This window comes from Bradyrhizobium sp. 187, assembly GCF_023101005.1.
In the GTDB taxonomy this organism is placed as follows: domain Bacteria; phylum Pseudomonadota; class Alphaproteobacteria; order Rhizobiales; family Xanthobacteraceae; genus Bradyrhizobium; species Bradyrhizobium canariense_D.
This window is the reverse complement of record NZ_CP064693.1, coordinates 6,177,510-6,197,529: the sequence shown is the minus strand read 5'-3', so window position 1 is coordinate 6,197,529 and position 20,020 is coordinate 6,177,510. Positions and strand designations below refer to the sequence as shown.

Sequence of the window (20,020 nt, the reverse complement as noted above, 5' to 3'; positions counted from 1 at the left end):
TCAGCTTTCCGGAACGAGGAAGATCGCGGCGAGCGGCGGAATGGTGAGGCGGAGCTCGCCATTGACGGCGTGGACTTCGCCGATGTTGCCGACATTGCTGCCGCCGTAATGGGCGGAGTCCGAGTTGAACACTTCCTTCCACTTGCCACCGAACGGCGCGCGAACGCGGTAATTGCGATAGACATTGGGTGAGAAGTTGACGATCACCATGCACCGGGCGTGCTCGTCAAATCCCTTGCGCAGCCAGGCGAACACGTTGCGGTTGGCGTCGTCGGTGATCAGCCATTCGAAGCCGGCCTGCTCGCAGTCCATCTGGTGCAGGGCGGGCACCGCGCGATAGAGCCGGTTGAGATCGCGGATCAACGCCTGGATGCCTGAATGGGGCTTGTACTCGAGCAAGTGCCAGTCGAGCGATTGGTCGTGATTCCATTCTCGGCTTTGCGCGATCTCGGCGCCCATGAACAGCAGCTTCTTGCCGGGATGGCCGAACATGAAGCTGTAATAGGCGCGCAAATTCGCGAAGCGCTGCCATTCGTCGCCGGGCATGCGCCCGAGGATAGAGCGCTTGCCGTGCACGACTTCGTCGTGCGACAGCGGCAGGACGAAGTTCTCCGAGAAGGCGTAGTGCAGGCCGAACAGGATGTCGCCGTGATGATGCTTGCGGTGGATCGGGTCCTTGCTGATGTAGTTCAGCGTGTCGTGCATCCAGCCCATATTCCACTTGTAGCCGAAGCCGAGCCCTCCGAATTCGACCGGGCGCGAGACCTGCGGCCAGGCGGTGGACTCTTCGGCGGCCGTGGTCGCCTGCGGGAAACGCGCGAACAGCTCGGTGTTGAAGCGGCGCAGGAACGCGATCGCCTCGATGTTCTCCCGGCCGCCATGCTGGTTCGGAATCCACGCGCCGGGCGGACGGCTGTAGTCGAGGTAGAGCATGGACGCGACGGCATCGACGCGCAGTCCGTCGATCGCGTAGCGCTCGAGCCAGAACAGCGCGTTCGAGACCAGGAAGTTCGTCACTTCGGTGCGGCCGTAATTGTAGATCAGCGTGCCCCAATCGAGATGCCGGCCCTGGAGCGGATTGGCGTGCTCGTACAGCGCTGTGCCGTCGAAGCTGCCGAGCCCGTGCGGATCGTCCGGGAAGTGGCCGGGCACCCAGTCGAGCAGCACGCCGACGCCCTCGCGGTGGCAGGCATCGACCAGCGCGGCAAAATCCTCCGGCGTGCCGAAGCGGCTGGTCGGCGCATACAGCCCCGTCGGCTGATAGCCCCACGAGCCGTCGAAAGGATGCTCGCTGACGGGGAGGAATTCGAGATGGGTGAAGCCCATGTCGCGGGCGTAGGCCGGCAGCTGCTCGGCCAGCTCGCAATAGGTCAGCCATTCATTGCCGTTCTTGCGCCGCCATGAGCCGAGATGGACCTCGTAGATCGACATCGGCGCGGACAACGCGTTGATGCCGTCGGGCGCCGGTCGCGGCCGGGGCAGATGTGCTTCGTCGAACACGATAGAAGCGGTCTTCGGGCGCACCTCGCTTGCAAAAGCCATCGGATCGGACTTCAGCGGAAGCAGATGGCCATGCGGTCCGATAATTTCGAACTTGTAGTGGTCGCCGGCCTTGGCGTGCGGGATGAACAATTCCCAATAACCCGCGCCGCGCACCCGCATCGGATGGCGCCGTCCGTCCCAAAAATTGAAATCGCCGACCACGGAGACGCGCCGGGCGTTGGGCGCCAGCACCACGAAGCCGATGCCATCGATGCCTTCGAGCCGCATCGGATGCGCGCCGAGCTTGTCGTAAAGGCGCTGGTGGGTGCCTTCGCCAAGCAGATAGAGGTCGAAATCGGTCAGGATCGGCGGAAAGCGATAGGTGTCCTCGAATTCGATGACGTTGTCGCCGAACTTCGCGCGGAGCTGGTAGTGCTTCGCGCCGTTCGGCAGAGCTCCGATGAACAGGCCGGCATCATGGACGCGATCGAGCTTCGCCACCTCGCCGTGCTCGCCCACCGCCTCGACGTTGGAAGCATCGGGAAGAAACGCGCGCACCACGCTCTTGTCGCCCTCGGGATGCAGCCCGAGATAGTGGAACGGATCGGAGTGACGACCCTCGATGATCGCATAGGCCTCGGCAGGGAGTTTAGGCATGGGCTTCGCTCTCGATACTGGACAGAATGCGAAGCAGTCCGGACAGCGGCGCATGGAGCCCCTCAGGCCGGTGGGACAGCTCGTACTCTACTTCCTCGAACGCTTGATCAAGCAGGAAAAACCTTAACAGGCCAGCCGCAGATTGCGGATCTTCCGGCCACAGCCGCCGATCGGTCATGGCTTCGCGGTAGGCGGTGAGGAACGTCGCGGTGGTGCGCTCGCGCCATTCGTCGAGCGCAGCCGTGAGACGGCCCTGTTCGTCGGAGGCGCCCGTGAGCGCGCGGTGAAGCGCCGCGTTAACCGAAAGATCAATCGAGCGGATCAGGCCGGCAACGTCACGCGCCGCAGGCAGCTTGCGCCGCTTGTCGGCCAGCGGCAAACGCGGATCTCCGTCGAAGTCGATGATGAAGATATCGTCCTTCACGATCAGAGTTTGCCCGAGGCGGAAATCGCCATGATGACGGATGTTCAACCCGCCGAGCTCGGAAGGTAAGAGCGCGTTGAGCCGGCCGGACAGGGTCGCGCGCTCCGCGGCGAGCTGATTGATCAGCGGTCGGTCCACCTCCCGCAGGCGGTCGGTGCTGGCGGCCAGCCGCTCGAAAACCCGCTCGGCCCGTGTCTCGAGCTCGGATGACCAGCGCTTGACGTGTGCGGAGCCAATGGGCTCCGGCGCGAGATCTCCGGGCTTTGCAGCGGCCAGAGCCACATGCAGCTCGGCGAGCCGTCGGCCGATCTGCGCAATGAAGTGCAGATAGGGCGCTTGCTCCTGGGTCTCGCGGGGCATCTCGCCCGGTGGCAGCACCCGTTGCTCGTCGATATAGCGGTCGAGATAGCCCGCGGTGACGCCCCAGCCGTCGCCCTGATTCTCGACATAGGCGTGCAGCACGCCGACTGCGCTGCGACGGTCGTCTTCGACCAGCTCGACGCTGCCGAGCAGTGCCGGCGTATTGGCAAAGCGGGCGATCTCGGTGAGGTAGGAGCCGATCTCGATCTCGGGATTGATGCCGGCTTCGAGCTGGCGATAGATCTTGGCGACATACTGGTTGTCGACCAGCGCGGTGCTGTTCGACTGCTCGATCGTGCGGATGCGTTCGGGCTCCTTGATGGTGTACTCGGCAAACCGGCTGGTCGCCTTGAACTCCAGCCGCAGATTGTTTTCTTCCACCACCAGATTCTGCGACAGATTGCGCAGGAACAGGCCGATGAAGATCTGCTCGGTTGCCACGTCCAGCAGCGTGCCTTCGCGGGCCCCCTGACGCACGGCGGCGAGCGCCCTGGGATTGAAACGTTCGCGGTCGAAGCGCACCCATTCGATCTGCATCGGCAGCACGTAGCGCGTGGTGACGTCGCCCTGCGCGGCCTCGAAGAATGCGATCCAGGGCCTGTTGTCGCCGATGTCGCAGAACGGTACTGCCGAGGTCAGCGTCGGCTTGATGTGCTTGGGATTGTGCTCCGGATACCAGCGCGTGCGCGACAGGAATCCCGGCAGCACCTCGTGCTCGAACACGCCGCGCTCGCGCGCCAGCGACACCCAGGTCGAGTTCACCGGCACCACCAGCGTCTCGAATTCGGGCACTGCGCGCGGCGTCACCGGCTCGGACTTGTCGCGCTCGGTGAGCTGGAACCAGTAGAAGCCATAGGGCCCCAGCGTGACCATGTAGGGCAGTTCGCCGATCGCCGGAAAACGCGTGCGGCCGAGCATCTCCTGCGGGATGCGGTCCTTCCAGGGCGACAGATCGAGCTCGGTCGCCTGGGCCGCGCGCGACAGATTGGCGACGCAGAGGATCACCTCGTCGCGGTACTGCCGGACATAGGCCAGCACGGCGCGGTTGGCCGGGCGGATGAAGGTCATGGTGCCGCGGCCGAAGGCGAGCGTCGATTTGCGCACCGAGATCAGACGCTTGGTCGCGCTGAGCAGCGAGGACAGGCTGCGCGACTGCGCCTCCACGTTCACCGATTCATAGCCGTAGACCGGATCCATGATCAGCGGCGCGTAGAGGCGGGCCGGGTCGCAGCGCGAGAAGCCGCCGTTGCGGTCCGGGCTCCACTGCATCGGCGTGCGCACGCCGTTGCGGTCGCCGAGATAGATGTTGTCGCCCATCCCGATCTCGTCGCCGTAGTAGATGATCGGCGTGCCGGGGAAGGACAGCAGCAGCGAGTTCATCAGCTCGATCTTGCGCCGGTCGTTGTCCATCAGCGGCGCGAGGCGCCGGCGGATGCCGACATTGATGCGGGCGCGCGGATCGTTGGCGTAGGTGGTCCACAGATAGTCGCGCTCGACGTCGGTCACCATCTCCAGCGTCAGCTCGTCATGGTTGCGCAGGAACAGCGCCCATTGGCAGCTCGCCGGAATATCCGGCGTCTGGCGCAGGATGTCGGTGATCGGGAAACGGTCCTCCTGGGCGATCGCCATGTAGATGCGCGGCATCAGCGGGAAGTGGTAGGCCATGTGGCACTCGTCGCCGCGGCCGAAATATTCCTGCACGTCCTCCGGCCATTGATTGGCCTCGGCCAGCAGCAGCTTGCCCTTGGAGTAGGAATCCAGCTCGTGGCGGAGCCGCTTGATGATGGCATGCGTCTCGGGGAGGTTCTCGTTCGAGGTGCCTTCGCGCTCGCAGAGATAGGGAATGGCGTCCAGACGGAAGCCGTCGACGCCGGCATCCAGCCAGCGCTTCATCACCTGGATCAGCGCGCTGACGACGCGCGGATTGTCGAAATTGAGGTCCGGCTGGTGCGAGAAGAAGCGGTGCCAATAAAACGCCCCGGCCTCGTGATCCCAGGTCCAGTTCGACTTCTCCGTGTCGGTGAAGATGATGCGGGTGCCCTGGTATTTCTGGTCGGTGTCGCTCCAGACATACCAGTTGCGGGCGCTCGAGCCTGCCGGGCTGCGGCGAGCACGCTTGAACCAATTGTGCTGGTCCGAGGTGTGGTTGACGACGAGCTCGGTGATGACGCGCAAGCCTCGCTTCTGCGCCTCCTGGATGAAGCGCTTGAAATCCTTCATCGTCCCGAAATCGGGATTGACGGAACCGTAGTCGGCGATGTCGTAGCCGTCGTCGCGGCCGGGCGAGGGATAGAACGGCAGCAGCCAGAGCGCGGTGACGCCGAGCTCCTGGAGATAGGGCAGCTTCTCGGTCAGCCCGGCGAAGTCGCCGATGCCGTCATTGTTGCTATCGGCAAACGCCTTGACGTGAAGCTGATAGATAATGGCGTCCTTGTACCAGAGCTCGTCCACGATCTCGGCAGCCTCGGCTTTCTTGGTGTCGACGGAAGACAATACGTTCATGGCGTGCGCCCTTACGCCAGGCAGCGGAACAGCAGCGCCGGATCGCGCTCGGGATCGATACGCAATTTGATCCCGCCCCATTCGATGCGGGCCTGTTCGCCGGTGAGGAGGTTTTCGAGTGCCGACACATGGTGTCGCTGCCCGCCGGCGTCAACCGTGACGTCGCCGAGCGGCAACCAGAATTCGCGCACGTGGCACGAGAGCGCAACCACGGCCACGACGATGTTGGCCGGGTCGGTCGCTTCCTTGACGAAGGCGATCGTCTCGCCCTCTTCGATGCCGAGGAAGCGCAGGTTCGCCGTCCGCTGAAGCGCAGCATTCTCGCTGCGGATGCGATTGAGCTCCGTGATGTAGGCCTTGATGTTGCCGGGCTTGTTCCAGTCGCGCTGCTTGATCTGGTATTTCTCGGAGTTGAGATATTCCTCGCGGCCGGGGATCGCGTCGTGCTCCAGCAGCTCGAACCCGCTGTAGACGCCGTAATTGCCGGACAGCGTCGCCGCCAGCGCGACGCGCGATTTGAACGCCCATGTCTCGCCGCCCTGGAGATGATAGGGCAAAAGATCGGGCGTATTCACGAACAGGTTCGGCCGATAGAAGTCACGTTCGGGATAGCGCGTCAGCTCGCCGAGATATTGCTCCAGCTCCCACTTCGCCGTGCGCCAGGGGAAATAGCTGAACGATTGCGCAAAGCCGAGCTTGGCGAGGCCCTTCATCAGCTTCGGGCGCGCGAACGTCTTGGAAAACAGGATCACCTCGGGATGCCGGCGGCGGATGTCACGGATCAGCCACTCCCAGAAGGCGAGCGGCGCGGTGTCGTGATTGTCGATCGCGAAGATGGTGACGCCGTGGTCGATCCAGAACAGCATGGCGTCGCGAAACGCGTTCCACAGTCCAGCCCGGTCGACGGACGCGAAATCGGGGATGACGATATCGGAATAGGGCCCGTCAGCCGTCCGCACCGACCGATCCGGGCGCCATTTGAACCATTCCGGATGCTGCGTCAGCCACGGGTGGTCCGGCGAGCATTGCACGGCGAAGTCGAGCGCGAGTTCGAGGCCGTATTCCAGGCAGGTCGCGACCAGCGCGCGAAAATCCTCGATCGTGCCGAGTTCGGGGTGCAGCGCGTCGTGCCCGCCCTCGATGGCGCCGATCGCATAAGGCGAGCCGGGATCGCCGTCGCCCGCCACCGGCATGTTGTTGCGGCCCTTGCGCCGGGTGCGGCCAATAGGATGGATCGGCGTGAAGTACAGCACGTCAAAGCCCATCGCGGCGATGTCGGGCACGCGCGCGATGCAGTCGCGGAGCGTGCCATGCTGTCCTGGCACCACGCTCTGGCTGCGCGGCATCATCTGATACCAGGCGCCGAAGCGTGCCTTGTCGCGGTCGACGAACAGTGGGAATAGCGCCGAGCGCGTGAGATCAGGCCGCAACTGGCTCTCGGCCATGGCTGCGCCGAGCTCGGTTGCCAGCAGCGGGGCAACGTCGCCGGTCTGAAGATAGTCCTCGCATCGCCTGACGATGACGGCGGCGGCGTCCTGCTGCGCGCCATGCGCCTTGGTCAAAAGGCCGGCGCCCTCGATCGCATCGAGCGTGACGTCGGCACCGGAGCGCTGCTTGCGCGCGACCGCGTGCGACCAGGTGGCGAATTCGTCGGTCCAGGCTTCGATCGCATAGACATATTTGCCGGGCTCGACGGGTGTGAACGCGCCGGACCAGCGGTCATTGCCGTGAGGGATCATCGGCTCGCTCTGCCATTCGCGGTCCTGCTCCTGTCGCCAGATCAGCGCTGCGCCGATCACGGCGTCGCCGTCCCGGTAGATGTCGGCCCAGACCTCGACCGGTTCGCGCGCGATCCGCTTCACGGGGAAGCGCCCGCCGTCGATCAGGGGATAGACGTCCTCGATGAGGAAAGTGCTGCCGGCTGCGGCACTCTCGACAGTTTGAATTGTCTTGTTCACGGTGATGCCATTGACAAGAAAGCAGGAGCCCGTTTCCCTTGCCGGGAACCTACGCTTGATACCACTATAGAAAGCCGCTTGTGTGTCATTGGTTCCCTGGGGAACGGCAGGCGCGGCTCGCGAGTTAACCCTGACTAACCTCTTCCGCGACCTCGTTAAAATCGATGCCCCCGGCCACAAAATGGCCTGCAAGCTGCGTGCCGAATGGATCTTTTAGCTCAAGCCCGGATCAAGGGCGTTCAATCCGAATTCGTCGATGCCCTCGGAAAGCTGCGGGTCACCGATCCCGTGGCCCTCAAATCCATCCTCGACGCCTTGCCGGAAAAGCGGGTTTACCGCTTCGTCGGCGGGCCTGTGGTGGTACGCGCCTTGGGCCATCCGCGCACCGAATTGGTGACGATCGGTGCGCCGCCGCTCAAATGGAAGATGACCGGCAACGGCAATTTGATCGCGCAAGGTGAGACGCGCGAGCCCGTGATTGCCTGGCCGGCCGGCCTGCCGCTCGGCTATCACCGGCTGACGCTGACGGATGCCGGAGGCGTGACGGAAGAGGTGCCGATGATCGTGGCGCCGGAGCGGGCCTTCGGCGGCGATTTCGACCGGGGCTGGCTGCTTGCCGTGCAGCTCTACAGCGTCCGCTCGGACCGCAATTGGGGCATCGGCGATTTCACCGACGTCGCCGGTCTGGTCCGGCTCGCGAAGCAGTTGGGCGCCGACGGCGTCGGGCTCAATCCCCTGCATGTGTTGTTCGATGACCATCCGGCCGATTGCAGCCCCTATTCGCCGAACAGCCGGCTGTTTCTCAATCCGCTCTATATCGACGTCGAGGCGATCCCGGAATTTTCCCCCGACCTCGTCCCCGATGCGGCCGCGACCGCCGCGCGGCTCCGCGACGGTGATCGTGTGCCCTATCCGGACATGGCGGCCTTGAAATGGTTGGCCTTGCGTGCCGCCTTCGACAGCTTCGTGAAAACCGCGAGCGGCGTCCGCCGCAACCAGTTCGACGCCTTCCGGGCGGCTCGCGCGCCGCTGTTGTCCCGTTTTGCCTGCTTCGAGGTGCTACGCCATCGCTTTGCGGCGCCGTGGTGGGAATGGCCGCAGGAATGGCAAAAGCCGGATGAGACGAAATGCGCCGAGCTGCGCAACGGCCCGGACAAGCACGAGGTCGAGTTCGTCGAATTCGTGCAATGGACCGCCGATAGCCAGTTGCATGCGGCCAAGGAGCTGGCCGGCCAGCTCGGCATGCGGGTCGGGCTCTATCTTGACGTTGCCGTCGGCGTGCAGTCGAACGGCTTCGATGCTTGGAACGAGCAGGAGGCGATTTCTCGTCATCTCGCCGTCGGCGCGCCGCCGGACGTGCTCAATACCATTGGCCAGGATTGGGGCTTGGCCGGCTTCAATGCCGGCGGCCTGGAGGCGCAATCCTTCGTGCCATTCGCCGATATGCTCGCGGCTTCGATGCGCCATTCCGGAGCCATCCGTCTCGATCACGTGCTCGGCTTGAAGCGGCTTTATCTGGTGCCGCGCGGCTTCAAGCCCGACAACGGCGCCTATGTGCAGATGCCGTTCGAGGCGCTGCTGGCGACCGTGGCGCGGGAGAGCGCGGCCCATAAGTGCATCGTCATCGGCGAGGACCTCGGCACGGTGCCGGAAGGTTTTCGCGAGACCATGCAGGATTTCGGCATCTGGTCCTACCTCGTCATGATGTTCGAGCGCGACGATGCCGGTCACTTCCGGCCCGTCGATCACTACCGGCCCAACGCGCTGGTGACGTTGAACACGCATGATCTGTCGACCTATGCCGGCTGGCGCTCTTTCAGCGATCTCAAGATGAAGCGCTCGCTCGGGCTCGATCCCGGCGAGAACGATCAGGCCCGCTGGGATGCGCTCGGCCTGCTCGACGAGATCCTGCGTGCCAACGGCATCCGTGCCAATGATGTCTATTCGGTGCTCGCCTTCCTGTCGCGCACGCCGTCGCGGCTGCTTGCGGTGTCGCTGGAGGATCTGCTCGGCGTGATCGACCAGCCCAACATTCCCGGTACGATTGACGAGCATCCGAACTGGCGCCAGCGCCTGCCTGTGACGCTCGACAAGATCGTTTCGAAGGTCGATGTCGCAGCCTTGAAGGCCGCGACACGGGAACGCTCGTTACCCGGCGGGCGTTGATCGCCGGGGTCTCCGGACGTCGTTTTCGAGGCTCGCACGACATTGTCTCAGAGGATTGAAGATTATGCGCTGATCGGCGACTGCGAGACCGCGGCGCTGGTCGGCCGCAACGGCTCGATCGACTGGCTGTGCTGGCCGGCCTTCGATTCCGATGCCTGCTTTGCCGCGCTCCTCGGCACGCACAAGAACGGCCGCTGGCTGATCGCGCCGAGCGAGGACGTCACCGCGACGTCGCGCCGCTATCTCGGCGACACCCTCATCCTCGAAACGCGCTTTGAGACTGACGGCGGCACCGTTGCGCTGATCGACTTCATGCCGCCGCGCGGCAAGGCCTCCGACATCGTGCGGCTGGTCCGCGGTGTCAGCGGCACGGTGAAGATGCGGATGGAGCTCGTCATCCGCTTCGGCTTCGGCGTCGACATCCCGTGGGTGCGGCGGATCGACCATTCCCTGCTGGCGGTCGCCGGGCAGGACATGACCGTGCTGCGGACACCGGCCAAGACCCGAGGCGAGGATCTGACCACGGTTTCCGATTTCGAGGTGAAGGCCGGCGAGACCGTGCCGTTCGTGCTGACCTACGGCCCCTCGCATCTCGAGCCGCCCGCGCCAATCGATCCGGAGGTCGCACTCAAGGAGACCGAGAAATTCTGGCAGGACTGGTGCAGCCACTGCAATCGCGATGGCGACTATCGCGACCTGATCGTGCGCTCGCTGATCACACTCAAGGCGCTGACCTTCGCTCCGACCGGCGGCATCGTCGCGGCGCCGACCACCTCGTTGCCGGAGAAGCTCGGCGGCGCCAGGAATTGGGACTACCGCTTCTGCTGGCTGCGCGATGCCACCTTCACGCTGCTGGCGCTGATGAACTCGGGTTACACCGAGGAAGCCTCGGCCTGGCACAATTGGCTGTTGCGTGCGGCGGCAGGCTCACCGGCGAACATGCAGATCATGTACGGCATCTGGGGCCAGCGGCGGCTGCTGGAATGGGAGGCCGGTTGGCTCGATGGCTACGAGGGCGCACAGCCGGTGCGCGTCGGCAATGCCGCGCATGCGCAGCTCCAGCTCGACGTCTACGGCGAACTGATCGACGCCTTCCACCAATCGCGGATGGCCAAGCTCAAGCTCGACGACGAGAGCTGGGCGCTGGAATGCGCCGTGCTCAAGCATCTCGCCGAAGTCTGGGACCAGCCCGATCACGGCATCTGGGAGCGGCGCGGACAGCCGAAGCACTATGTCTTCTCCAAGGTGATGACCTGGGTCGCCTTCGACCGCGGCATCAAGAGCGCCGAGACCTTCGGCTTCAAGGCGCCGCTGCTGCACTGGCGCACCTTGCGCGACGCCATTCATCGCGACGTCTGCAACCGGGGCTTCGACGCGGAGGAGAATGCCTTCGTGGAGTCCTACGGCTCGAAGCTGCTCGATGCCAGCGTGCTGCTGCTGCCGTCCGTTGGCTTCCTGGAAGCGTCGGATCCGCGCATTCGCGGCACCATCGCGGCGATGGAAAAGCACATGATGCCTGACGGCTTTGTGCTGCGGCACGATCCGCGCGAAGTGTCCGAGGAGAAGCAGCCGATCGAGGGCGCCTTCCTCGCCTGCAGCCTGTGGCTGGCAGATGCCCATGTACTGGCGGGCGATCTCGACAAGGCGCAAGCGTTGTTCGATCGCGTGGTCGGTGTCGCGAATGATGTGGGACTGCTGGCCGAGGAATATGATTCAGGCGCCAGGCGTCAGACCGGCAATTTCCCGCAGGCGCTGACTCATATCGCGCTGGTCAACACCGCGCATAACCTGTCGGCCGCAAGGCAGGGCAGCAAGAAGCCCGCGATGCAGCGGTCGAAGCAGTGACCTAGGTGACCTCGTTCCGCTTCAAAATCATCTCCATCGCTTCCGCAAAACCGTCCTGCTCGTTGGTCGCGGTGACGTGGGTCGCCTGGTCCTTGACGTTGTCGGCCGCATTGCCCATTGCGATCGAAACGCCGCTGACGCGAAACATCGCGAGGTCGTTCTGCATGTCGCCGATGGTGGCGACCGCGTCCGTTGAAATGCCGAGGCGCTTGGCCATGGCTTGCACGAATGTGCCCTTGTCGAAGCCGGGCGGGGTGATGTCGAGGTAATAGGTCTGCGAGCGCACCGCCATTGCCTCGCTGCCGAGCGCCTTCTGCATCGCCTTCTCGCAAGCTTCGAGGCCGGCTGCATCGGCGCTGGCCCCGACGATCTTGCAGGCGCTCGCGAGATACGGCGAGAAATCCGTCACGATGGTCGGGTCGGAGCGGATGGTGTGCTGCTCATGTGCCACGTATTGGCCATCAGGCTTGTCGATCAGCCATTTGTCGGTGGTGAACAGCCAGATGTCGGCGCCGAAGTCCCGCAGAATTTGCAAGCTTCGCTCGGCCGCCGCGGCGGGGATGAGATGCTGTTCGAGCGGAGTCATCTCGGGGTCGACGATCGAGGAGCCGTTGAACGGGCCGACCGGCAGCCAGAGCGCCAGCGGTTCGATCAGGAAACGCATGCCGATCGCGGGGCGGCTCGACGTAATCGTGAAGCCGATACGGGCCTGGTGCAGACGCTGAACCGCGGACCTCGCGCGGTCGGTCAGCGTCTTGTCCTTGGTCAGCAGCGTACCGTCGACGTCGGAGACGACGAGCGAGATTTTTGTCATGACGGTCCCTTGGGTGTTTCTTGGGTGTTTGGCCTCAGCGTTTCGCGCCGCCCAGTTTCAACTGCCGCACCGCGCCATCTACGATCGCTTCCACGGATTCGTCGATCGAGACTGTGATCACGTGCTCGCCAGCCTCCGGCGGCTCCAGCGTGTTGAACTGGCTCGTCAGCAGGCCGGGCGGCATGAAGTGCCCCTTACGTTGCGCGAGGCGAGCGGCGATCAGCTCCTTCGTCCCCCTCAGGAAGATGAAGCGGACGTCGTCGCGTCCGCGCAGGAGCACGTCCCGATAAGTATGCTTCAGCGCCGAGCAGGCGATGATGACGTGCTCGCCCTTGTCACAGACCCTCGCGATCTCGTCGGCAATGGCGTTGAGCCAGGGCCAGCGGTCCTCGTCGGTGAGGGGATGGCCGGCCCGCATCTTCTCGACATTGCTGGCGGGATGAAAGCTGTCGCCGTCCTCGAAACGCCAGCCGAGGCGCTCGCCGAGCGCTTTTGCAACCGTGCTCTTGCCCGAGCCCGACACGCCCATCACGATCAATGCACAAGGTGCTTCAACGCCCGCCACGAATTCCCTCCGGAAGCGCGGCCTGGTCGACCAGCCAGACGGTCTCGCCATTCGAGCGCGCGCGTACAACCGGCAGAGTCTCGCCATTGAGCAGGCGCGTCAAGATCGGCTGCTTGTCGTGCCCCGCTATCTCGAACAGCATTTCGCGGCAGGACGCCAGCGCGGGCAGGGTGAGCGAGACCCGCGGCACGAAGGGGGCAACATTGGCCTTGGGGACGCCGACCACCCAGCCTCCCATCTCCTCGATCGCGGGGTAGCCCGGGAAGAGCGAAGCCGTGTGGCCGTCCGGCCCCGCGCCCATCAAGACCATGTCGAACAGCGGCCGTGCCGGATCCAGGCTTTCCGCGCCGTAGAAAGCCTGCAACTCGCGCGCATAGGCCTCGGCGCTCTGATCAGGGTCGTCAGCCGTCGTCGGGATCGGGTGAACATGGCCGGAGGGCGCGTTGCGATCGAGAAAGGTCGCGCGCGCGACCGCCATGTTGTTGAGGGGATCGCTTTCGGGCACGAAGCGCTCGTCACCGATGAACCAGTGCACGCGCTCCCACGGGATTTTTTCGCGCCAAGCCTCGCTGCCCAGCAGCTGGTAGAGCCTCTTTGGGCTGGAGCCGCCGGTCAGGCAGATCGCAATGCGCCCGGGATTGGCCGCGATTCGCGCCATCACCCGTCCGGCCGCGGTCCGCGCGAGAGCCTCGGCGTCGGCCTCGACGATCAGCTTCGGCTGTCCGGCCGTCGCCGTCACGAAAATTTACGCCAGCTTCGGCCGTCGCGGCGGAGCAATTCATCGGCGCAGGCGGGGCCGTCGCTGCCGGCTTGATAGGTCTCGATGCCGTTGCTGCCCGCGTTCTTCCAGGCGTCAAGGAACGGCTGCACCGCCTCCCATCCGGCTTCGATGCCGTCGGCACGCTGGAACAGGATGTTGTCGCCGATCATACAGTCGTAGATCAGCGTCTCGTAGCCGGTCGAGGGATCGGCCCGGAAATAGTCGCCATAGCGGAACTTCATCTCGACGCCGTCGATGGTGACGCTCGGCCCCGGGATCTTGGCGTTGAACTGGAGCTCGATGGTCTCGGTCGGTGCGATGCCGATCGTGAGGAAGTTCTGAGAGAGACGATCGACAGCCGTGCCTGAGAACATCGACAGCGGCGCCTGCTTGAACTTGATCGCGACTTCGGTGCGCTTGTGGCCGAGCGCCTTGCCGGTGCGCAAATAGAACGGCACGCCGGCCCAGCGCCAATTGTCGATCATCAGCTTCAGCGCGACATAGGTCTCGGTAGTGCTGCCGGGTTTGACGTCCTCGGTCTTGCGATAGTCCGGGATCTCATCGTCGCCGATGCGCCCTGCGAGATATTGGGCGCGCACCGAGCTCTTCAGCGCTTCCTCTTCGCTCGGGCGCTGAATCGAGGTCAGAATCTCGGCCTTCTCGGAGCGCACGGAATGGGCGTCGAAACGCGCCGGCGGCTCCATCGCGACCAGCGACATCAGCTGGAACAGGTGGTTCGGCACCATGTCGCGTAGCGCGCCGGTGGCGTCGTAGAAGCCGCCGCGATGGCCGACGCCGAGCTTTTCCTCCACCGTGATCTGGATGTGATCGATATGGTTGCGATTCCAGATCGGCTCGAACATGCCGTTGGCAAAGCGCAGCACCAGGATGTTCTGCACCGTCTCCTTGCCGAGATAGTGATCGATCCGGTAGATCTGGTGCTCGTCCATGATCTTCAGCAGCTCGCCATTCAGCGCGCGCGCCGAGGCGAGGTCGGTGCCGAACGGCTTTTCGATCACCAGGCGCCGCCACGCCCCGTTCTCCTTCATCATGCCGGTGCGGCCGAGCTCGCGCGCGGTCGGCGCGAACGCAGCCGGCGGGGTCGCGAGATAGAACAGCCGGTTGCCGCCGGTATCCTGCGCGCATTCCAGGGAATCCAGATGCTCACGCAGGCGATCAAAGGATGGCGGATCCTTTGCGTCGGCTTCGACGAAGGTCACGCATTCCAGCAGCTTCTTGGCAATGTCGTCGTCCACCGGCCGGGTCGCGAACTGGCGCAAGCCCTTCAACAGGCTGTCGCGCAGCTCGTTGTCCGACTGGCCCCGGCGGGCGACGCCGACCACGCAGAACTTTTCGGGTAACAGATGCTCGGCCGCCAGATTGTAGAGCGATGGCATCACCAGCCGATGGGTGAGGTCGCCGGTGACACCAAAGATGACGAAGGCGCAATTTTCCGGCTTGCGCTTGGCTTGCGGGTCTTTTGTCACGAACTACTGGCCTTCGCTCTGCTAATTGCTATTTCGGCTTCGAAGCGGCCGGCTGCTTCGGCTCCTTGTGGCCGCCGAAGCCGGCTCGCATCGCTGAGAGAATTTTCTCGGCGAAAGTGTGTTCCTTGCGGGAACGGAAACGTGCGAACAGCGCCGCGGTCAGGACTTCGGCCGGCACGGCCTCGTCGATCGCCGCGTTCACGGTCCAGCGTCCTTCGCCGGAATCCTCCACGAAACCCGAATACTCCGCCAGTGCAGGGCTATCCGCGAGCGCGGTCGAGGTAAGGTCGAGCAGCCACGACGGGATCACGCTGCCACGCCGCCACACCTCGGCGATATCGGCGAGATCGAAATCGTAACGATGATCCGCCGGCAAGGCCTCGATGTTGGCGTTCTTGAGGATGTCAAAACCTTCGGCGTAGGCCTGCATCAGGCCGTATTCGATACCGTTGTGGATCATCTTGACGAAATGACCGGCGCCGACGGGGCCGGCATGGATGTAGCCCTGCTCGATGCGGGGATCGCGCCCCTCACGTCCCTCCGTGCGCGGAATGTCGCCGGCGCCGGGCGCGAGCGCGGCGAAGATCGGATCGAGCCGATCGACCACCTGTTTCTCGCCGCCGATCATCATGCAATAGCCGCGGTCGAGGCCCCAGACGCCGCCGGAGGTGCCGACGTCGACATAGTGGATGCCGCGCTCCTTCAGCGCCTTGCCGCGGCGGACGTCGTCCTGCCAGAACGTGTTGCCGCCGTCGATGATGACGTCGCCTTCCTGCATCGCGCCCGCGATCGTGTCGATCGTGGTCTCGGTGATGTGGCCGGCCGGCAGCATCACCCAGGCCGTGCGCGGCCGCTCCAGTTTCGCAATGAACTCTTCGAGCGTCGCCGAGCCGACCGCGCCGTCTGCCGCAAGGCCGGCGACGGCCTTGGCGTCCTTGTCGTAGACCACGGTCGAATGTCCCTGGCGCATCAGTCGGCGAACGATATTGCCGCCCATCCGGCCGAGGCCGATCATGCCGAGTTGCATTTGAAGAATTCCCTTAGTTCAGTGCCTCGTTGAGCGCCGCATTGAGCGCCGCGAGGCCCTTCTTGAGCCCGCCCTTCAAGTGGACCCGCAGCGCGCGCCGGCCGCGCTCGGTAAGCACGTCGAAGTCGCCGCGCGCCTGCGCGGCCTTGATGACGCCGAAGCTGGCCTTCTGGCCCGGCACCGGCAGGTCCCTGGCATCGTCGGCGGTGATCTGGAGGAACACACCGCTGTCCGGCCCGCCTTTGTAGGCTTGCCCCGTCGAGTGCAGGAAGCGGGGGCCGAACTCGGCGCAGGTCGCAACGTGTCGTTTCTCGCGCACCTCGAGCCGCATGGCCTGGAGCGCGTCGATCGTCGCCTTGTCGCGGGCGATGTAGCCGAGCAGGGCGACATAGTCGCCATGATTGGAGCGCGACAGATGCGCCTTCAGCCAGGAGGTGAGGTCGCCGTTGGCGCCGGCAGCGCGCAGGGCTGCGGCATTGGTCTCGTCGGTGTAGAGATCGGCCTCGGTGGTGCTGACCACCGGCTGCTCGGCCGGCAGCGCGCCGGTCTTTTCGAACGAGGCGGTGAGCTCTCGGGTCTTGATCTTGGCCGCTTCCACGTCCGGCTGGTCGAACGGGTTGATGCCGAGGATGCTGCCCGCGACCGCCGTTGCCATCTCGAAGCGGAAAAACTCCTGGCCGAGATGGTCGATCGACTTCATCACGATGCGCACGACGGGATGGCCGGCCGCTTCGATCGCAGCAAGCTGCGAGTCATGGGCGGCGTCCGCTTCGCCCTCGATACGGATGTCGATGAAGAGCCGGTCATTGCCGTAGACCGCCGGCTCGCCCAGCGGCTCGCCGTCGATCGGGATCAGGCCCTTGCCGTCCTTGCCGGTCGATTCCGCGATGAGCTGCTCGGCCCAGGCGCCGAAATCGGCAATCTTCTTCGACGACAGGATCGTCACCTTGTCGCGGCCTTCGAGCGCTGCATGGCCCATGGCAAGGCCGAGCTGCACGCCGGGGTTCTCGGCCGGCGGCACGTCCGGTCCGCAGGAGCGGGCCATCGCAAGCGCGTGCTTGATGAAGGTCTTGATATCGACGCCCGCGGTTGCCGCCGGCACCAGGCCGAATGGCGAGAGCACCGAGTAGCGTCCGCCGATGGAGGGCTCGCCGTGGAAGATGCGCGCATAGCTTAGCGTCTTCGCCGCCGTCTCCAGCGACGATCCGGGATCAGTGACCGCAATGAAGCGATGGCCGGTCTTGACCTTCGGTCCGACCGCCTGCGCGACGCGCTGGTGGAAATAATCCTTCATCGCATTCGGTTCGGTGGTGCCGCCGGACTTGCTGGAGACGATGAACACGGTGTTGGCGATGTCGATCCTGGCCTCCATTGCCCGCACCTGCGCCGGATCGGTGGAATCCAGCACGTGCAGCTTCGGGAACCCGGGCTTCTTGCCGAAGGTCTCGGCCAGCACCTCCGGCCCGAGGCTTGACCCGCCCATGCCGAGCACGACGGCGTCGGAGAATTTCTGGCCTTTCACGCGGCTGGCATAATCCTCATAATCGGCGACGTCGGCCTTGGCGGCGCTGTCGAGCCAGCCGAGCCATTTGTCCTCGTCGGTGCCGGTCCAGACCGATTTGTCCCGTTGCCACAGCCTGCGGATCTTTGCCGACGCGCGCCATTCCTCGGTGCTCTTGGCCACGGCCTTGCCGAGGCCGTCGCCGAGCGAGAGAAGCTGGCGGTCGATCGCAGGCCCGAGCACGGTGGCGCGCTTGTGGGCGACAGCGCCATAGAGCTTGTCGGCGGCGTCGGCGAACTGCTTGACGCCGTCCTTGACGAGTTCCTCGGTGATAGCATCGAGCGAGACGCCGGAGCGCTCCAGTTCTTCCAGCACGCGCCTGGCGTCGTCGACATTCTCTTCCAGGCTGTCCCGCGGCGTGCCGTGGTCGCGGAACGCATCCAATGTCGCCGGCGGCACGGTGTTGATGGTGTCGGGACCGATCAATTCCTCGACATAGAGGACGTCGCTGTAGTCCTTGTTCTTGGTGCCGGTCGAGGCCCACAGCATGCGCTGCGGCTTGGCGCCCTTGGCCGCGAGCTTGTCCCAGCGCGGACCTGAGAACAGGCGCTTGTAATCCTGGTAGGCGACCTTCGCATTGGCGATCGCGACCTTGCCCTTCAGCGCGGCGAGCCGTTCCTTCTCGCTCGGGTCGTTGGCGCGGGCAATCTTCTCGTCGAGCTGCTTGTCGACCACCGAGTCGATGCGGCTGACGAAAAAGCTCGCCACGCTCGCCACGTGCGAGGGATCGCCGCCACCTGCGACGTATGTCTCCAGACCGGCGAGATAGGCCTCGGCAACCTGCAGATAGACGTCCCTGGAGAACAGCAGCGTGATGTTGATGCTGATGCCGTCGCCGATGAGGGTCTCGATCGCCGGCAGGCCCTCCGGCGTTGCCGGCACCTTCACCATCAGGTTCTTGCGGTTGACGTCCTTCCAGAGCCGCCGCGCCTCTGTGACCGTTTCACCCGTGTCCATCGCCAGATAGGGCGAGACTTCCAGGCTGACATAGCCGTCGCCGCCCTTGAGGCGGTCGTAGACCGGGCGCAGCACGTCGGCGGCGTTCTGGATGTCCTCGACCGCGACGGCCTCGAACAGATCGGCGACCGACCGATCGCCGCGCTTCAATGCCTTGCCGATCGGCGCGTCGTACTCGTCCGAGCTGCCGATCGCTTTCTCGAAGATCGAGGGGTTGGAGGTGACGCCTTTGACGCCGTCGGTGTCGATCAGCCGCTTCAGGTCGCCCTTGGCGATGAAGCCGCGGGCCAGGAAGTCCAGCCAGACGGCTTGTCCGTGCTTTTCCAGTTCTTTGACGGGATTCATGATGCTAATTTATCTCCAAGCCTGCGGGCGAGGGGTTTCCGCGCCGGTCCTGACGCGCTATCCTCTAGCTTACATGCTTCCTTGAGGGAACCAATCAAGGGTATGGGCGTCATATCCTCCAGTGTAACTCCGTCGCGATCATGGCGATCCGCGTAGAGGGAGCCGAGTTGCGTAAAAGGTCGTTGGCCGTGAGGAATCGGCTAGGCCCTTGTTGTGTAACGCCAGCTGCCTCGCCTCGCCGCCAGTGGCTGCGCGGAGTACTCATCAGCGGATTCCGGTCCGCCTGATGCATCGTGGCTCGGTCGCGAATGGCCATGCTGGGGGAAAGCATGCAAGCACATCATGACCGTCTGGCGCTCGCTGTCACAGACAGCCCCCAGTCGGTCACGTCGACCGGATGCGTCGATGCGTCCCACGATCTCGAAATCGGTCCATGTACGACCCAACTGCGGTTGCTGATCGTTGCGGGTTTCGCCATGACGCTGCTCAGCGCAACGCTCGCCTTGGGCTGGTGGAATGCTTTTGGCGATTACGACACGACGGTCGGCTATGCCGGCGTGGTGGCGTTCGCCGCGATGACCGGCCGGCTGATCTGGATGCTCCCCGCCGAGCGGGCATCGGTGGTGATCGTCACCCCCTATGGCATTCGCGACCTTCGCATCGGCAATGAATTTCTGCTGTGGGACTCGATCGCGGAGATTTCGGCTGAAGAACGCCGCGGGCGCAAGGTGATCGTGCTGACGCCGACGCCGGCCTTGCAGAGGCAGCTCTGCAGCATCCGCGGCTTGGCCCGCGGTGCGACGGACGATCGCATCGTCATCCGGTCGGAGGGCCTGGCGACCGATTTTGATACACTGCTGCGCGTTTGCCGCGACTGTCACGCCGCCGGCGGTCCACGCACCGCATTGCAGCAGGAAGATGAACGCGCCATGCAAGGCTTCGCCGCACAAGGGTCATAAGATCGCCGTTCGCAGACGGCTATGATGCGGCGCCGGATGAACGCATCCCCGGTAATGCCCGGATGTTGCGAGCGAGTGACATTTTCTGGAAATGAGCCAATATAGACAAAGATTCGCTCAAATATCAGGCAGGTGCCTGTTCGTAACTCAC

Annotated in this window: 12 protein-coding genes; 3 read left to right on the top strand and 9 right to left on the bottom strand. The window is 64.4% G+C overall.

Annotated features, from left to right (window positions below):
• The 3 genes from glgB to IVB19_RS29965 are packed head-to-tail and all read right to left on the bottom strand — an operon-like array spanning position 1 to position 7,383.
• Entirely contained in the window at positions 1-2,139 is a 2,139-nt protein-coding gene (glgB, locus tag IVB19_RS29975) for a 1,4-alpha-glucan branching protein GlgB (RefSeq protein ID WP_247475576.1), read from the bottom strand.
• Positions 2,132-5,425 carry a maltose alpha-D-glucosyltransferase gene (treS, locus tag IVB19_RS29970; RefSeq protein ID WP_018454056.1) on the bottom strand — a complete coding sequence of 1,098 codons (3,294 nt, stop codon included), beginning with the start codon at positions 5,423-5,425 and terminating at the stop codon, positions 2,132-2,134. Before treS ends, glgB begins: the two co-directional genes overlap by 8 nt.
• Positions 5,426-5,436: 11 nt before the next feature.
• Entirely contained in the window at positions 5,437-7,383 is a 1,947-nt protein-coding gene (locus IVB19_RS29965) for a maltotransferase domain-containing protein (RefSeq protein WP_018454057.1), read from the bottom strand.
• 204 nt (positions 7,384-7,587) lie between these two features.
• Here IVB19_RS29965 and malQ point away from each other — a divergent pair, with 204 nt between their 5' ends.
• Entirely contained in the window at positions 7,588-9,549 is a 1,962-nt protein-coding gene (gene malQ, locus IVB19_RS29960; RefSeq protein WP_247820471.1) for a 4-alpha-glucanotransferase, read from the top strand.
• A gap of 42 nt (positions 9,550-9,591) precedes the next feature.
• Positions 9,592-11,394 carry a glycoside hydrolase family 15 protein gene (locus IVB19_RS29955; RefSeq protein ID WP_018454059.1) on the top strand — a complete coding sequence of 601 codons (1,803 nt, stop codon included), beginning with the start codon at positions 9,592-9,594 and terminating at the stop codon, positions 11,392-11,394.
• Position 11,395: 1 nt separating this feature from the next.
• On the opposite strand, the gene IVB19_RS29950 is transcribed toward IVB19_RS29955, so the two are convergent.
• Genes IVB19_RS29950 through IVB19_RS29925 form a run of 6 tightly spaced genes read right to left on the bottom strand, consistent with a single transcriptional unit; the run spans position 11,396 to position 18,910 of the window.
• Positions 11,396-12,208: an HAD family hydrolase gene (locus tag IVB19_RS29950; protein WP_247820470.1), complete on the bottom strand. Its 813-nt coding sequence runs from the start codon at positions 12,206-12,208 to the stop codon at positions 11,396-11,398.
• Between the two features lie 34 nt (positions 12,209-12,242).
• Positions 12,243-12,773, bottom strand: a complete 531-nt coding sequence (locus tag IVB19_RS29945) for a gluconokinase (protein WP_026232661.1) — start codon at positions 12,771-12,773, stop codon at positions 12,243-12,245.
• The gene (gene pgl / locus IVB19_RS29940; RefSeq protein WP_026232662.1) at positions 12,760-13,512 is read right to left on the bottom strand and encodes a 6-phosphogluconolactonase; all 753 of its coding nucleotides are present in this window, start codon (positions 13,510-13,512) and stop codon (positions 12,760-12,762) included. The genes IVB19_RS29945 and pgl overlap by 14 nt, the downstream gene beginning before the upstream one ends.
• On the bottom strand, positions 13,509-15,020 hold the full coding sequence (gene zwf / locus IVB19_RS29935) for a glucose-6-phosphate dehydrogenase (RefSeq protein WP_018454061.1): 1,512 nt from the start codon (positions 15,018-15,020) through the stop codon (positions 13,509-13,511). The genes pgl and zwf overlap by 4 nt, the downstream gene beginning before the upstream one ends.
• A 28-nt stretch (positions 15,021-15,048) precedes the next feature.
• Complete coding sequence (gene gnd, locus IVB19_RS29930) at positions 15,049-16,047, bottom strand: phosphogluconate dehydrogenase (NAD(+)-dependent, decarboxylating) (RefSeq protein WP_018454062.1); 999 nt, start codon at positions 16,045-16,047, stop codon at positions 15,049-15,051.
• 13 nt (positions 16,048-16,060) lie between these two features.
• Positions 16,061-18,910, bottom strand: coding sequence for a bifunctional transaldolase/phosoglucose isomerase (locus IVB19_RS29925; RefSeq protein WP_018454063.1), 2,850 nt, complete (start codon positions 18,908-18,910; stop codon positions 16,061-16,063).
• Positions 18,911-19,218: 308 nt separating this feature from the next.
• On the opposite strand from IVB19_RS29925, the gene IVB19_RS29920 reads away from it, so the two are divergent.
• Positions 19,219-19,869: a hypothetical protein gene (locus tag IVB19_RS29920; RefSeq protein ID WP_247820469.1), complete on the top strand. Its 651-nt coding sequence runs from the start codon at positions 19,219-19,221 to the stop codon at positions 19,867-19,869.
• Positions 19,870-20,020: the final 151 nt, after the last annotated feature.

Bases quoted from the DNA above. Each gene is read 5' to 3' on its own strand.
- gnd (WP_018454062.1), bottom strand. From the start codon at position 16,047: ATGCAACTCGGCATGATCGGCCTCGGCCGGATGGGCGGCAATATCGTT.
- IVB19_RS29925 (WP_018454063.1), bottom strand. From the start codon at position 18,910: ATGAATCCCGTCAAAGAACTGGAAAAGCACGGACAAGCCGTCTGGCTG.
- glgB (WP_247475576.1), bottom strand. From the start codon at position 2,139: ATGCCTAAACTCCCTGCCGAGGCCTATGCGATCATCGAGGGTCGTCAC.
- IVB19_RS29920 (WP_247820469.1), top strand. From the start codon at position 19,219: ATGGCCATGCTGGGGGAAAGCATGCAAGCACATCATGACCGTCTGGCG.
- malQ (WP_247820471.1), top strand. From the start codon at position 7,588: ATGGATCTTTTAGCTCAAGCCCGGATCAAGGGCGTTCAATCCGAATTC.
- IVB19_RS29950 (WP_247820470.1), bottom strand. From the start codon at position 12,208: ATGACAAAAATCTCGCTCGTCGTCTCCGACGTCGACGGTACGCTGCTG.
- treS (WP_018454056.1), bottom strand. From the start codon at position 5,425: ATGAACGTATTGTCTTCCGTCGACACCAAGAAAGCCGAGGCTGCCGAG.